This window comes from Sphingosinicella sp. BN140058 (assembly GCF_004135585.1).
Classification (GTDB): domain Bacteria; phylum Pseudomonadota; class Alphaproteobacteria; order Sphingomonadales; family Sphingomonadaceae; genus Allosphingosinicella.
This window is the reverse complement of sequence record NZ_CP035501.1, coordinates 5188775-5201755: the sequence shown is the minus strand read 5'-3', so window position 1 is coordinate 5201755 and position 12981 is coordinate 5188775. Positions and strand designations below refer to the sequence as shown.

Below are 12981 nucleotides of genomic sequence, written 5' to 3'. Positions count from 1 at the left end.
GCCGTCTTGACCAAGCCGCTTGCCGTCGCGCTGGGAGATCCGGCAGGCATCGGCCCCGAAATCACGGCCAAGGCATGGGAGCGGCGACGGGCGGAAGGCCTGTCGCCCTTCTTCGGTGTCGGCTCGCCCGAGGCCGTGTCGGCAGTGTGGGGCGGGCCAATCGAGGTGGTCGCCGGCCCGGACGAGGCCGCTGCCTGCTTCGAGCGGGCCTTCCCCGTGATCCGGGTCGACGGCGGTGCCGACAGCGAGCCCGGCAAGCCGACGCTGGAGGGTGCCCGCAATTCTTTGGACGCGCTCGAGATCGCAGTCGGCCTGACCCGTTCGGGGGCGGCCTCGGCGATCGTGACCGGGCCCGTGTCCAAGGCCCAGCTCTACGCAATCGGTTTCGTTCATCCCGGACAGACCGAATTCGTTGCCGAACGCTGCGGCATTTCGGCCGGCATGGTCGCGATGATGCTCGCCGGGCCCACCCTGCGCACGGTGCCGGTCACCACCCATGTCCCGTTGCGTGACGTTCCCGATCTTGTCACCACCGATCTGATCGTTGCCCGCGGCCGGACGACGATCAGAGGGCTCCGCCGCCAGTTCGGGATCGAACGGCCACGCATCGCCATTGCCGGTCTCAACCCCCATGCCGGCGAAAGCGGGGCGCTCGGCCGTGAGGAGATCGATACGGTCATTCCCGCCATCGAGCGGCTGCGCGAGGAGGATGCCGAGATCATCGGCCCGCTCGCAGCCGACACGATGTTCCATCCACGCATGCGCGCTACCTACGATGCCGCGCTTTGCCTGTACCACGATCAGGCGCTGGTGCCGCTCAAGACCCTCCATTTTGACGAGGGGGTCAACATCACGCTCGGTCTGCCGATCGTGCGCACCTCGCCCGACCATGGCACCGCCTTCGCAATTGCGGGGCGAAACGAGGCGGAGCCCGGCGCGATGATTGCTGCCCTGGCGATGGCAGCCGAATGCGCGCAACGTCTCTACCAGGCCTGAGATGGACATGGGGGCGCTTCCGCCGCTGCGCGAGGTAATCGCGCGGCACGGCCTCAGCGCCTCGAAGGCACTCGGCCAGAATTTTCTGCTCGACGAACAATTGCTCGATCGCATCGCTCGCATCCCCGGAGATCTTGTCGGCAAGCGCGCTTACGAGGTCGGCCCTGGCCCGGGCGGCCTCACCCGCGCTCTGCTCCGCGCCGGTGCCGAGGTGGTCGCGGTTGAACGCGACCGCCGTTGCCTGCCTGCGCTGGACGAGGTGAACGTCGCCTCCGGTGGACGGCTGCGGGTGATCGAAGGTGACGCACTGGCGATCGACGAGCGCTCGGAAGCCGGCGACGGTGCGCATATCGTTGCCAACCTCCCTTACAATGTCGGAACCGCCTTGCTCGTCCGCTGGCTCGGCGGCGAGATCTGGCCGCCATTCTGGGCATCGCTCAGCCTGATGTTTCAGCTTGAGGTTGCCGAGCGGATCGCGGCCAGGCCGGACACGTCGGCTTACGGCCGCCTCGCCGTTCTCGCCCAGTGGCGCAGCGACGCGAAGGTGGCGATGAAGGTTCATCGCTCAGCCTTCGTTCCTCCGCCGAAGGTGATGTCGGCAGTGGTGCACATTGTTCCGAAGGCCGCTCCTGCCGGAGTACGTGCAGCGACTCTGGAGGCGCTCACCGCCGCCGCGTTCGGTCAGCGCCGCAAGATGCTTCGGCAGAGTCTAAAATCGCTGCCCGGTGCGCTGGAGGCTCTCGAAACGGTCGGCATCGACTCGGCGCGCCGCGCCGAGACGCTGTCGGTCGACGAATTCGTCGAGGTCGCGAGAGCCATTCCGGCGGCGGGCAAGATCTCTTAAGGCTTCGGCGCCGTGGTCGGGGCCGGAACCTGGGCTGTCACCACGTCCGCCGGCGGACCCTTGGCGATTACCGATGCCAGCGTCGTGGCCTGCGGACACGGGTTGGCGCAGAGGCTCTTCACCCGTTCCAGATTCTGCTTGGCGCGTTCGACGGCACCGCGCTGGACATAGGCTTCGCCCTGCCCGGTGAGCGCGTTGACGTCGTTGGGCTCGAGCTTGAGCGCTTCGCTGTAGAAACGGATCGCCTTGCCGGGCAGTTTCTGGCTCTGCGCGACGCGTGCGAGGCCGACATAGGCCTGGCGGTTGCGCGGATCGACGGCGAGCGCGCTCTCTAGGAGATCGATGGCTTCGGAATAGCGCGCCCCGGACTGAAGCGTGCGTGCCTGCTCGGTAAGTTGCAGCGAGCGCGCGTCGATCTGGTCGTCGGGCTTTTGACCGTGACCTGCGCTGGCCATCGTCGCCAGGGCGATCGCGGCCGAGAGGGCGATGGGGGTAAGGCGCATCAAAGTCTCCATAAACAGGCCGCAACGAGGTCTAGCATGGCGCCTGCCACCGTGCGACGAAAAAGCCGTCCGTATTGTCACGCGCGGGGGCAAGAATCCGCCCGGTTCGAGCGTCGCTCCCCGCCGTGATGGCAAGCGGCGCCGGAACCAGGGATGAACGCGCCGAAAAGCGGTCTGCCTGATCCCGCCCCTCCTGCCGCAACAGCGAACAAACGGCATAGACGAGAAATCCGCCGGGACGAACGAGTTCCGCCGCAACATCAAGAAGTTGGGACTGAAGCGCCACCAACCGCGCGAGCCGGTCCGGGGTGAGCCGCCAGCGCGTTTCCGGGTTGCGTCGCCAGGTGCCGGTTCCGGAACAGGGCGCGTCGACGAGAACGATGTCGGCCGTACCGCGAAGATCGGCAAGCGCCTCCCGTTCGCGGCCCGGGTTGAGCAGCAGGGTCTCGACGTTCGACACCCCTGCCCGTACCAGTCGCGGTGCCATCCTTGAAAGCCGGCTCCGATCCGCATCGGCGGCAATCAACCGGCCTTTGTTCTCCATCTCGGCGGCGAGTGCCAGCGTCTTGCCGCCGGCGCCGGCACAAAGATCGACGACCGTCTGCGCGCCGTGTGCCTCGCAAGCGAGCGCGAGCAATTGGCTACCCTCGTCCTGCACCTCGACCAGGCCGGACAGCCACGGCTGCCCCTCCTCGATCCGGCTTCCTTCCGGAAGACGAAGTCCGATCGGCGACAGCGGAGTCGGGACGGCATCGGGCAGGGCCTCAAGCGCGACCTCGCGTTCGCCCTTGAGGCGATTGACGCGCAGATCGAGCGGCGCACGATCAAGCAAGGCGGCGCGATCGGCACCGTCGAGCGTCGGATCGAACAGGTCGTCGAGCCAGCGCGGCGCGACCGAAGCGGGCGCGGGGGCCTCATCTCCGGCAATCGGCGCCGGTCCGTGGGGCGAGCCGTCGAACAGCGCGCGAAGCTCCGGCTCCTCCTCCGCGACGCCGAGCATCGCCGCGCGCCCCGACGCGGGCGGTTCGCCGGCGCGACGGATCGCGCGGTAGACCAGTTCGCGCACCGCCCGCCGATCTTTTGACCCGGCGAACCGGCGAGTCTTGAACCAGCGGGTGATCAACGTGTCGGCGGCGGGACCTGCTGTACGTGCGGCGACGATGATCTCGTCCAGCAACTCGATCGCGGCCTGGACGCGGGCTGCCGGGGTCATGCCGCCCGCTCCCCGAGACGGCAGGCGGGCGGGGCCGGCTCAGCGGGTCGGGTAATTGGGAGCCTCGCGGGTGATCGAAACATCATGAACATGGCTTTCGCGAAGGCCGGCATTGGTGATGCGAATGAACTCGGCGCGGGTGCGCAGGTCCTGCAGCGTCTCCGAACCGGTATAGCCCATGGCCGCCTTCACGCCGCCGACCAGCTGGTGGATCACCTCTCGTGCCGGGCCCTTATAGGCGACCTGGCCCTCGATTCCCTCGGGCACCAGCTTCAGCTGATCCTTGATGTCCTGCTGGAAATAGCGATCGGCCGAGCCGCGCGCCATCGCTCCTACCGAGCCCATGCCGCGATAGGATTTGAACGAACGCCCCTGGTACAGGAACGTCTCGCCCGGGGCCTCCTCGGTACCGGCGAGCAGCGAGCCGACCATCACGCACGATGCGCCGGCGGCGAGCGCCTTGGCGATGTCGCCGCTGGTGCGCAGGCCGCCATCGCCGATCACGGGCGTGTCCGTCTTCGCCGCTTCCTCGGCCGCATCCATGATTGCGGTGAGCTGAGGCACGCCGACACCGGCGACGATCCGGGTGGTGCAGATCGATCCCGGCCCGATGCCGACCTTCACCGCATCGGCGCCGGCGCCGATCAGCGCCTTGGTGGCCTCGCCCGTCGCAACGTTGCCGGCGACGACCTGGACGTGGTTGGACAATTTCTTGACCCGCTCGACCGCTGCCGCGACGTCGCGATTGTGCCCGTGCGCCGTGTCGATGACGATGAGGTCGCATTCCGCGTCGACCAGGGCTTCGGTGCGTGCGAAACCCTTCTCGCCGACCGTGGTCGCCGCAGCGACGCGCAGACGACCCGAACCGTCCTTGGTCGCTTCCGGATAGGTGACCGCCTTCTCGATATCCTTGACCGTGATCAGGCCGACGCAGCGGCGATCCTGATCAACCACGAGCAGCTTCTCGATCCGGTTCTGGTGGAGCTGGCGCTTGGCTTCCTCCTGTGTGACCCCGGGCGCAACGGTAACGAGATTGTCCCTGGTCATCAGCTCGGCAACGGGCTGGTTCGGATTTTCGGCGAAACGCACGTCGCGGTTGGTGAGGATACCGGCAAGACGTCCCTGGGCATCGGTGACTGGAATGCCCGAGATGCGGTGGCGCTTCATCAGCTCGAGCGCGTCCGCCAGGGTCTGCTCGGCGGTCATCGTGATCGGATTGACCACCATGCCGCTTTCATAGCGCTTGACCGCGCGCACCGCCGCCGCCTGCTCCTCCACCGTCATGTTGCGGTGGAGCACGCCGATACCGCCCAGCTGCGCCATGACGATCGCCATGTCGGCTTCGGTGACCGTGTCCATCGCCGCCGAGAGGATCGGGATGTTGAGGCCGATATCCTTGGTCACCCGCGTACGGGTGTCGGCCTGGCTGGGGAGCACGCTCGATTCCGCCGGCTTCAGGAGCACGTCGTCGAAGGTCAGTCCCAGGCTGATGTTCATTCTTTCCTCATCACGTTCGGTGGCGGTCTATAGGGGCGGGCGGGCGAGCGTGCCAGCAGCGGGCACGTGCCGGTAGAGATTGGGATCGGTAAGCTTGAGGCCAAGGGCGACGAGCAGATCGGCATCTTCGGCGGCACCGTCGAGAACCAGCCCCGGACCCGGATTATCGCCGGCCTGGTGGTAATTGCCGCCGAGAAACATCTCGAGCAATTTCATGTCGGAGAACGACCCGCCGACCATCAACGTGGGCACGCCGAACTGCGCCAGCGCCCAGCCATCCTGGCGCTGGACGAGCGCATCGGCCTCATCGTCAGTATCGAGGGTCCGCCCAGCCTGCTTCACGGTGGCGTCGACCAGGCTGTCGAGCGCCGGGACGCCCCTGCCCATCACGGCGACCTTTTCGCCTTTCGGGGCGATCGCCACCGTGTCGAGGTTGATCGCAGCGACGATGGAGGAGAGCGGCACCGGCGGACGCGCGGCGAAAGCACGCGCACCGAGCAGCCCGAGCTCCTCGGCCGTCGTTGCGAGGAACAAGGTGTCGCGGGGACGGCGCGGCGCCGCCGCGAGGCCGCGGGCGATTTCGATCAAGGCCGCGATGCCGCTCGCATTGTCGACCGCACCGTTGCAGATCCGGTCCGGCTCGCCTTCCGCGCGGCAAATGCCGAGATGGTCCCAATGGCCAAGGTACAGCAGGGATTCGCCGGAGTTGGCCGAACCCCGCAGACGCCCGATCACGTTGTGGGTTAGCGTCCGCTTCACCTGGGTGTTGGCGTCGATGGTGCCGGACACCTTGAGCCGCCGCGGTGCAAAGCCGGTGTCGGCCGCGGCCTTGCGCAGCATTTCGGGGTCGCCGCCGGCGAAACGGATCAGTTCGATCGCAGCGTCGCGCGACATCACGCCGCGAAGCGAGGGAACGATGCTGGCCTCGAGGACGTCGCGGCCGCGCTCATAGGCCATCTGCACGCTTCGCCACGGCACTTCCGCGGGCGCGACGCTGATCACGGCGGCGGCGCCCCTGCCAGCCAGCGCGGTCACCCGCGTGTCGTAGTCGGGAATTCCTTCGGGGGCTTCCCGCAAGATCAGAACGACCGCGCCCTTCAGATCGATGTTGCCGATCTTGTTGCCATAGCCGACGAACCACAAGGGCGCCGACGAAAGGCTCTCACGCGGCCCATTGCCGAGCAGCAGCACTGCGGACTGGTCCTGGCCGTGGTGGCGAAGCTTGCGTCGCCACGAGACGGTCTGCGTCAGCGGCGTCCGATTGACCAGGGTGACCTGCTGGAGCCAGCCGCCGTCGTCCCCCGCCGGCTCAAGTCCGATCGCCTGCCATTGCGCGACGATATAATCGGTGGTCTTCTTCTCGCCCGTGCTGCCGGGAGCACGCCCTTCGAAGGCATCGCTGGCGAGGATGTCGATGTGGCGTTCGAGCGCGTCGGTGGAAACGCCTGCGGAGAGCGGCGTTGCGAGCGCGAGGAGCAGCGGAAGGAGGACGACTCTGGGGGGCATCCCGCCGCTTAGAGCAGCCGCCCCGCGCCTTCAACCCCGCCATTCCCGGCTTTTCGGCTCAGCCCGCGAGCCGAGCACGCGCGAGCAAGCGCTCAGCCTGCGCGACATGCATGCCCTCGATCATCCGGCCTTCGAACCGCTCGGCACCGCCGGTCGCTGCGGCGATCAGTCGCCGAGCGGCATCGATTTCCTCGACGCCGGGCCCGAAGATGCGATTTGCCGCGTCGATCTGATTGGGGTGGATCAGCGTCTTGCCGTCAAAGCCGAACGCGCGCCCCTCCTCGCACTCGGCGACCAGACCGGCGTCGTCCTCCAGTCGGTTGTAGACGCCATCGAACGCCACGGTTTCGGCAGCGCGCGCGGCAACGACGATTGCCTGCAGTGCGTAGGCCAGTCCGCGCCGGCCGGCACCGGGCGGGAGCCCCAGATCCGCGGCAAGATCGTTGGTTCCGGCGATGAGGCCGGCGGTCCGCCGTGCGATGGCGGCGGCGTCGATCACCCCGGACGCGGTCTCGATCATCGCGAGAACAGGCTTGCCGCTGCGGATCGACTGAAGTTCGGCGGCCGATTGGACCTTGGGCACGATCATCGCGTCCGCCGCGCTGCTGCTGACGGCTGCGACATCTTCCGCGTGCCACGGATCGCCGATCTTGTTGACCCGGATCGCCACCGGACGCCCCCCGAAGCCGGCCGTCGCAGCTTGCACCGCGGCCTCCCGGGCCTCGGACTTGGACTCCGGCTTCACCGCATCCTCGAGATCGAGGAAGATCATGTCGGCGTCCAGCCCCCGCGCCTTTTCGATCGCCCGGGGATTGGACGCCGGCAAGAACAGGAGGGAGCGGCAGAGGCGCAGATCGGTCGGCATCGTCTCTCGATTTCGCTTGGAAGGTCGCCCGCTTGCCTACATTATGCCGGTCTTCGCAAGGGGGAGCTGGGGTCAGATGCTCGAATTCATCATCGCGTTGCTGGTCATCCTCGTCATCCTGTTCCTGATGTCGGGGATCAAGATCGTCCGGCAGGGCTACCATTATACGATCGAGCATTTCGGGCGGTTCACCACCGTTGCCCATCCCGGCTTCAACTTCTACATGCCCTTCTTCTACCGGGTCGGCCGCCGGGTGAACATGATGGAGCAGGTGCTCGACATCCCGGGCCAGGAGATCATCACCAAGGACAATGCCATGGTCTCGACCGACGGCGTCGTCTTCTTCCAGGTGCTCGACGCGGCCAAGGCCGCCTACGAGGTATCGGATCTTTATGTCGCGATCATGCAGCTGACGACGACCAATCTCCGCACCGTGATGGGCTCGATGGATCTCGACGAAACGCTTTCCAAGCGCGACGAGATCAATGCCCGCCTGCTGTCGGTGGTCGACCAGGCGACCGAGAGCTGGGGGGTGAAGATTACCCGGGTCGAGATCAAGGACATCCGTCCGCCCGCCGACATCGTCAACGCGATGGGCCGGCAGATGAAGGCGGAGCGCGAAAAGCGCGCCGTGATCCTGGAGGCTGAGGGCAGCCGGGCCTCGGCCATCCTGCGCGCGGAGGGCGAGAAACAGGGCCAGATCCTCGAGGCGGAGGGTCGGCGTGAGGCGGCGTTCCGCGATGCCGAGGCGCGCGAGCGTGCTGCCGAGGCCGAGGCGAAGGCGACCCAGGTCGTCTCCGACGCGATCGCGGGCGGCAACACGCAGGCGATCAACTACTTCATCGCTCAGAAATATGTGGAGGCGGTCAGCCAGTTCGCGACGTCACCCAACGCCAAGACGATCCTGTTCCCGGTAGAGGCGACGCAGTTGATCGGCTCGCTCGGCGGCATCGGCGAACTCGCCAAGGAAGCTTTCGGCGGCGGCGGCGGCAGCGGCAGCGGCGACAGAAAGACGGCCGCATCCGACAATGCAACGCCGGCCCTTCGCAAGCGCAGCCCCTTCGAGAGCGGCGGGAGCTCGGCCCAGTGAACGATCTGGAGCCGCAGTGGCTTTGGCTGCTGGCGGCGACAGTCCTCGGCATCGCCGAATTGCTGGTACCCGGCGTGTTCCTGGTCTGGCTCGCGGCCGCCGCGGCGCTGACTGGCCTCGCCACTCTGGTGTTCGGAATTCCGGTGGCGGCACAGCTCCTGCTGTTTGCCTTGCTCTCGGTAGCCTCGGTTTATGCCGGGCGGCGCTGGTATGTCGGCAATACGCCGCCGAGCAGTGATCCCTTGCTCAACGATCGTGCCGCCCGCTTGTACGGTGAGATCCTGGTCGTCGTCGCCGACATCGAGAACGGCCGCGGCCGGGTGAAGGTCGGTGACAGCGTCTGGGCATGCCGGGGCCCCGACTGCCCTGCGGGAACCCGGGTTCGCGTCGTCGGAGCCGACGGATCCTGCCTCAAGGTCACTCTCGCCGCGCCTGCTCCGCTGGCGCCGCCGCCGGACGCCGCGAAGGAATTACCAAAGGAAGGGGAAAATCCGTGAAGTCTTCCGCCCTGCTGCTCCTCCTGCCGCTCGCCGCTTGCGGCAGCGCCATCGCCGCCCCGAACGAACGCGCCGCCGCGCCGTCACCGGAGCAGGTGGTCGCGGCGCGGCGCGCCGCATTCACGCTGACCGGCGCCACCTTCGGCAGCATGAAACCGGTGGTCGAGAGCGGCGGGGATGTGAAGCCGCTCGGCTTTGCCGCGCGCGGCCTGAACCTTTGGGCGCAGGCCCTGCCCGGCATGTTTCCCAATGGGAGCCAGTTGCCGACAAGCCGGGCCAAGCCGGCGCTGTGGCAGAAGCGTGCCGACTTCGAGGCCAAGGCGGCCGCGTTCCAGGCGGCCACTGCGGCGCTTCAGAAGGCTGCGGACGCGGGCGACGCAGCAGCGTTCAAGATCGCCTATGGCGAAACCGGCAAGGCCTGCGGCGGGTGCCACAGCGCCTATCGCCAGGAAGCGCCAAGATAAGGGCGCAAGCGGACGCCTTGGAGCCCCCTCTCGGCCGGCTCGGCACGGAAGGGGGCGATCACGGCAGGTCGGGCGCTGCCCCGTCAGTCGCCCCGGCGGCGCTGGTAGAAGAATGCCCCGGCTGCGGCGGCGACGCCGGCTGCGGCGGCACCCAGCCCGATGTTGCGCCAGTTGAAGATGCTGGTTTCGCCTAGCGCCTCGCCGCCTTTCTCCTCCTCGAGGAACGCGGCATTGGCACCGTTGGCCGAGAGGCGGACCTTGCCATCCTCGATCGCGGCGACGAGCCCCTCCGAGAGATAATGATGGTGACTCGCATGCGAGCCGCTGTCGGGCTTGGTCATCTTGATCCGCTTGCCTTCGACCTTGTCGACCGTCCCGACATGGACCCCGTCGGCACCGATGATCTCCATATGCTCGCGAACCTGGCTGAGATCGGCCATCGATATTTCTCCCTCTGGTGGAATTCAGCCGCGATAACGCTCCGCCTCCGTAATGGATGCAGGCAGCGGCGCCTGGTCCGGCGGGACGAAGACGAGCCGTGCCTCGACCGAGAAGAGCCGCTCCCGCGAGTAGAAAGCGAGCGGCCAGACCCGCCGCCCCTCCGGCATCATCAGGAGCGCATTGACCTTCTCTCGCAGCGGCAGCGACTCGTCGGTTCGCGCAAGCACCTGCCGCGCACCGATGATGAAGCACTGGGTGATCGTCTCGTGATAGCCCTGCTTGTCGTCGTTGATCCCGCCGACGCTCTCATTGAAGCGGCGAATGATGGCGGGAAGATCACGCTCCGGCACGATGTCCGGCCGCTCGACCAGCAGCCAGACGCAGGATGCGAGATGGGCTTCGTGCGTCCATTCGGCACGCGTCAGCGCGCAGGCGAGCAATCCTTCGCCGAGATGCCGCACCTCGGCATCGGTCGCGAACAGCCGCGGCGGGAAATCTTCACTCATGCTTTTGCCTCCCCCAAAAAGAAAGGGAGCGCGCCGGCCGCTGCCGACGCGCTCCCCGGATCGTGGTGCTCGGACGTCAGGCGGCGTGCGGTGCAGCTTCCTTGACGCCTTGATCGACATGGGTCTCGAACTTGGCGAAATTCGCGATGAACAGGCCGACGAGCTTGCGCGCGGTCGCGTCGTAATCGGCCTTGTCCGCCCAGGTTTCGCGCGGATCGAGGATCGCGCCATCGACTCCGGGCACCGAAACCGGCACGTCGAACCCGAAATACGGATCCTTCCGGAATTCGGCGCCGTTCAGGCTGCCGTCGAGCGCGGCATTGAGCAGCGCCCGAGTCGCCTTGATCGGCATGCGCTTGCCGACGCCATATTTGCCGCCGGTCCAGCCGGTATTGACCAGCCAGCACGACACGCCGCCCTCGGCGATCCGCGCCTTGAGCAGATTGCCGTAGACGGACGGATGGCGCGGCATGAACGGCGCACCGAAGCATGTCGAGAAGGTCGCTTCGGGCTCGGTCACGCCAATCTCGGTCCCGGCGACCTTGGCGGTGTAGCCGGACAGGAAGTGGTACATCGCCTGATCGGGCGTCAGTCGGGCGATCGGCGGCAGCACGCCGAAGGCGTCCGCGGTCAGCATGACGATATTCTTCGGCGGCGGGCCCATATTCTCGGCCGACGCATTGGGAATGAAGTCGATCGGATAGGCGCCGCGAGTATTCTCGGCGAGGCTGTTGTCGTCGAGATCGAGCGCCCGCGTCTCGGGATCGATCACCACGTTTTCCAGCACCGTGCCGAAGCGCTTGGTGGTCGCGTAGATTTCCGGCTCGGCCTCGGGCGAAAGCCGGATCATCTTGGCGTAGCAGCCACCTTCGAAGTTGAACACGGCGGTGTCGGACCAGCCATGTTCGTCGTCGCCGATCAAGGTCCTGCTGGCGTCCGCAGACAGGGTCGTCTTGCCGGTTCCCGACAGGCCGAAGAAGACGGCGGTGTCGCCGGCGGGACCGATATTGGCCGAGCAATGCATCGGCATCACGCCCTTGGCGGGCAGCAGATAATTGAGGATGCCGAACACCGACTTCTTCATCTCGCCGGCATAAGCGGTGCCGCCGATCAGGATCATCCGCTCGGACAGATTGACCGCGATTACCGTCTCGCGGCGCGTGCCGTGACGGGCGGGATCGGCGCGGAAGCTCGGCAGATCGATGATCGTGAATTCGGGCGCGAAGCTCTCGAGTTCATGGGCGTCGGGCCGCACCAGCAGGGTGCGGATGAACAGATTGTGCCAGGCCAGTTCGTTGATTACCCGAACGCGGACGCGATGCTCCGGCTGCGAGCCACCATAGAGATCGGCGACGAACAGGCTGTCCTTGCTGCCGAGCTCGGCGAGGAAATCCTCGCGCAGCGCGTCGAAATGATGGGGCGCCATCGGCTTGTTGTTGTCCCACCAGATCGTGCCTTCGGTTTCGCCGTCGCGCACGATGAACTTGTCCTGGGCGGAGCGGCCGGTGTGCTTGCCGGTCTTGACGACAAGCGGGCCGTCCTTTGCCAGCACGCCTTCCTCGCGGACGAGCGCCTGCTCGACCAGCTCGGCGGTGTTGAGGTTCCACTGCAGATTGGCGGGCGTGGTGATGCCCTGATCGTCGAGTCCATGACTGGGCACGCGCGTGACCACAAATTCTCTCCCGTTTTCAATGAAGCGAGGCTTTGTACCCCTTCTCCGATCGCGGCCGAATATCGAAGCCCCCGAGGCGCGTCAAAGACAGCGCTGTCAGGTTGGTTGCCCGCTCCAACCGCTTCGGATAGAAGCCGCAGGCATGGCGGCGAGAGGCGATTTTCTGCGATGTCCGTGACGATTGCGCTCGTCGACGACGACCGGAACATCCTCACGTCCGTGTCGATTGCGCTGCAGGCGGAAGGCTTTGCGACTCGCGTTTATTCGGACGGCGAGACGGCGCTGAAGGCGCTGGTCGACAACCCGCCCGATCTCGCCGTCCTCGACGTCAAGATGCCGCGCATGGACGGCATGGAATTGCTGCGGCGGCTTCGCGAAAAGACCGAGCTCCCGGTGATCTTCCTGACGTCCAAGGACGAGGAACTGGACGAGGCGCTCGGCCTCGCAATGGGCGCGGACGACTATATCAGCAAGCCCTTCTCGCAGCGCCTCCTGATCGCGCGCATTCGCGCCATCCTGCGTCGTGCCGAGCTGCGGGCGACGCCGGTCGAAGCCGAGGACCAGGCGCCGGAAGCGGCGCAGATCGTGCGCGGACGGTTGGCAATGGATCCGGCCCGCCATCGCGTCACCTGGGACGGCAAGGATGTGACCCTGACCGTGACCGAATTCATGATCCTGGAAGCGCTCGCCCAGCGCCCCGGCGTGGTCAAATCGCGCAATCAGCTGATGGACGTCGCCTATCAGGACGACATCTATGTCGACGATCGGACGATCGACAGCCACATCAAGCGCCTCCGCCGCAAGTTCCGCCAGGTCGATACCGGTTTCAAGGGTATCGAGACGCTGTACGGTGTGGGCTACCGCTTTGGGGAGGAATGAAGCGCGGA

At 66.7% G+C, this 12981-nt stretch carries 13 protein-coding genes and 1 pseudogene; 6 read left to right on the top strand and 8 right to left on the bottom strand.

The features are described from left to right. Positions 1 to 6 precede the first annotated feature (6 nt). Positions 7 to 996 (top strand): 4-hydroxythreonine-4-phosphate dehydrogenase PdxA, encoded by a 990-nt coding sequence (gene pdxA, locus ETR14_RS23615; protein WP_129389807.1) that lies wholly within the window; start codon positions 7 to 9, stop codon positions 994 to 996. 7 nt (positions 997 to 1003) lie between these two features. Beyond that, positions 1004 to 1840, top strand: coding sequence for a 16S rRNA (adenine(1518)-N(6)/adenine(1519)-N(6))-dimethyltransferase RsmA (gene rsmA / locus ETR14_RS23610; RefSeq protein WP_371416728.1), 837 nt, complete (start codon positions 1004 to 1006; stop codon positions 1838 to 1840). On the opposite strand, the gene ETR14_RS23605 is transcribed toward rsmA, so the two are convergent. The 5 genes from ETR14_RS23605 to ETR14_RS23585 are packed head-to-tail and all read right to left on the bottom strand — an operon-like array spanning position 1837 to position 7424. Next, a complete protein-coding gene (locus ETR14_RS23605; RefSeq protein ID WP_129389804.1) occupies positions 1837 to 2343 on the bottom strand; it encodes a tetratricopeptide repeat protein in 507 nt (168 codons plus the stop codon). The genes rsmA and ETR14_RS23605 overlap by 4 nt on opposite strands. 31 nt (positions 2344 to 2374) lie before the next feature. Beyond that, on the bottom strand, positions 2375 to 3556 hold the full coding sequence (locus tag ETR14_RS23600) for an RsmB/NOP family class I SAM-dependent RNA methyltransferase (protein ID WP_129389801.1): 1182 nt from the start codon (positions 3554 to 3556) through the stop codon (positions 2375 to 2377). Between the two features lie 39 nt (positions 3557 to 3595). Further along, positions 3596 to 5053 (bottom strand): IMP dehydrogenase, encoded by a 1458-nt coding sequence (guaB, locus tag ETR14_RS23595; RefSeq protein ID WP_129389799.1) that lies wholly within the window; start codon positions 5051 to 5053, stop codon positions 3596 to 3598. Between the two features lie 27 nt (positions 5054 to 5080). Beyond that, entirely contained in the window at positions 5081 to 6559 is a 1479-nt protein-coding gene (locus ETR14_RS23590) for a M28 family peptidase (protein ID WP_129389796.1), read from the bottom strand. A gap of 58 nt (positions 6560 to 6617) precedes the next feature. Further along, the gene (locus tag ETR14_RS23585) at positions 6618 to 7424 is read right to left on the bottom strand and encodes a CoA ester lyase (RefSeq protein ID WP_129389793.1); all 807 of its coding nucleotides are present in this window, start codon (positions 7422 to 7424) and stop codon (positions 6618 to 6620) included. Positions 7425 to 7551: 127 nt separating this feature from the next. Between ETR14_RS23585 and ETR14_RS23580 the strand changes: the two genes are divergently transcribed. The 3 genes from ETR14_RS23580 to ETR14_RS23570 are packed head-to-tail and all read left to right on the top strand — an operon-like array spanning position 7552 to position 9475. Beyond that, positions 7552 to 8514 (top strand): SPFH domain-containing protein, encoded by a 963-nt coding sequence (locus ETR14_RS23580; RefSeq protein WP_371416834.1) that lies wholly within the window; start codon positions 7552 to 7554, stop codon positions 8512 to 8514. Further along, complete coding sequence (locus ETR14_RS23575) at positions 8511 to 9011, top strand: NfeD family protein (protein WP_129389787.1); 501 nt, start codon at positions 8511 to 8513, stop codon at positions 9009 to 9011. The genes ETR14_RS23580 and ETR14_RS23575 overlap by 4 nt, the downstream gene beginning before the upstream one ends. Then, entirely contained in the window at positions 9008 to 9475 is a 468-nt protein-coding gene (locus ETR14_RS23570; protein WP_165356593.1) for a cytochrome c, read from the top strand. Before ETR14_RS23575 ends, ETR14_RS23570 begins: the two co-directional genes overlap by 4 nt. 206 nt (positions 9476 to 9681) lie before the next feature. Here ETR14_RS23570 and ETR14_RS29415 read toward each other — a convergent pair. The 3 genes and pseudogenes from ETR14_RS29415 to ETR14_RS23555 form a co-directional block, all read right to left on the bottom strand. Next, positions 9682 to 9915: pseudogene (locus tag ETR14_RS29415) on the bottom strand (DUF2171 domain-containing protein); the annotation flags it as partial. Between the two features lie 24 nt (positions 9916 to 9939). Beyond that, a complete protein-coding gene (locus ETR14_RS23560) occupies positions 9940 to 10422 on the bottom strand; it encodes a hypothetical protein (protein WP_129389778.1) in 483 nt (160 codons plus the stop codon). A 76-nt stretch (positions 10423 to 10498) separates the two neighbouring features. Then, complete coding sequence (locus ETR14_RS23555; protein WP_371416727.1) at positions 10499 to 12082, bottom strand: phosphoenolpyruvate carboxykinase; 1584 nt, start codon at positions 12080 to 12082, stop codon at positions 10499 to 10501. Positions 12083 to 12262: 180 nt separating this feature from the next. On the opposite strand from ETR14_RS23555, the gene ETR14_RS23550 reads away from it, so the two are divergent. Continuing rightward, positions 12263 to 12973 (top strand): response regulator transcription factor, encoded by a 711-nt coding sequence (locus ETR14_RS23550; RefSeq protein ID WP_129389772.1) that lies wholly within the window; start codon positions 12263 to 12265, stop codon positions 12971 to 12973. Positions 12974 to 12981 lie beyond the last annotated feature (8 nt).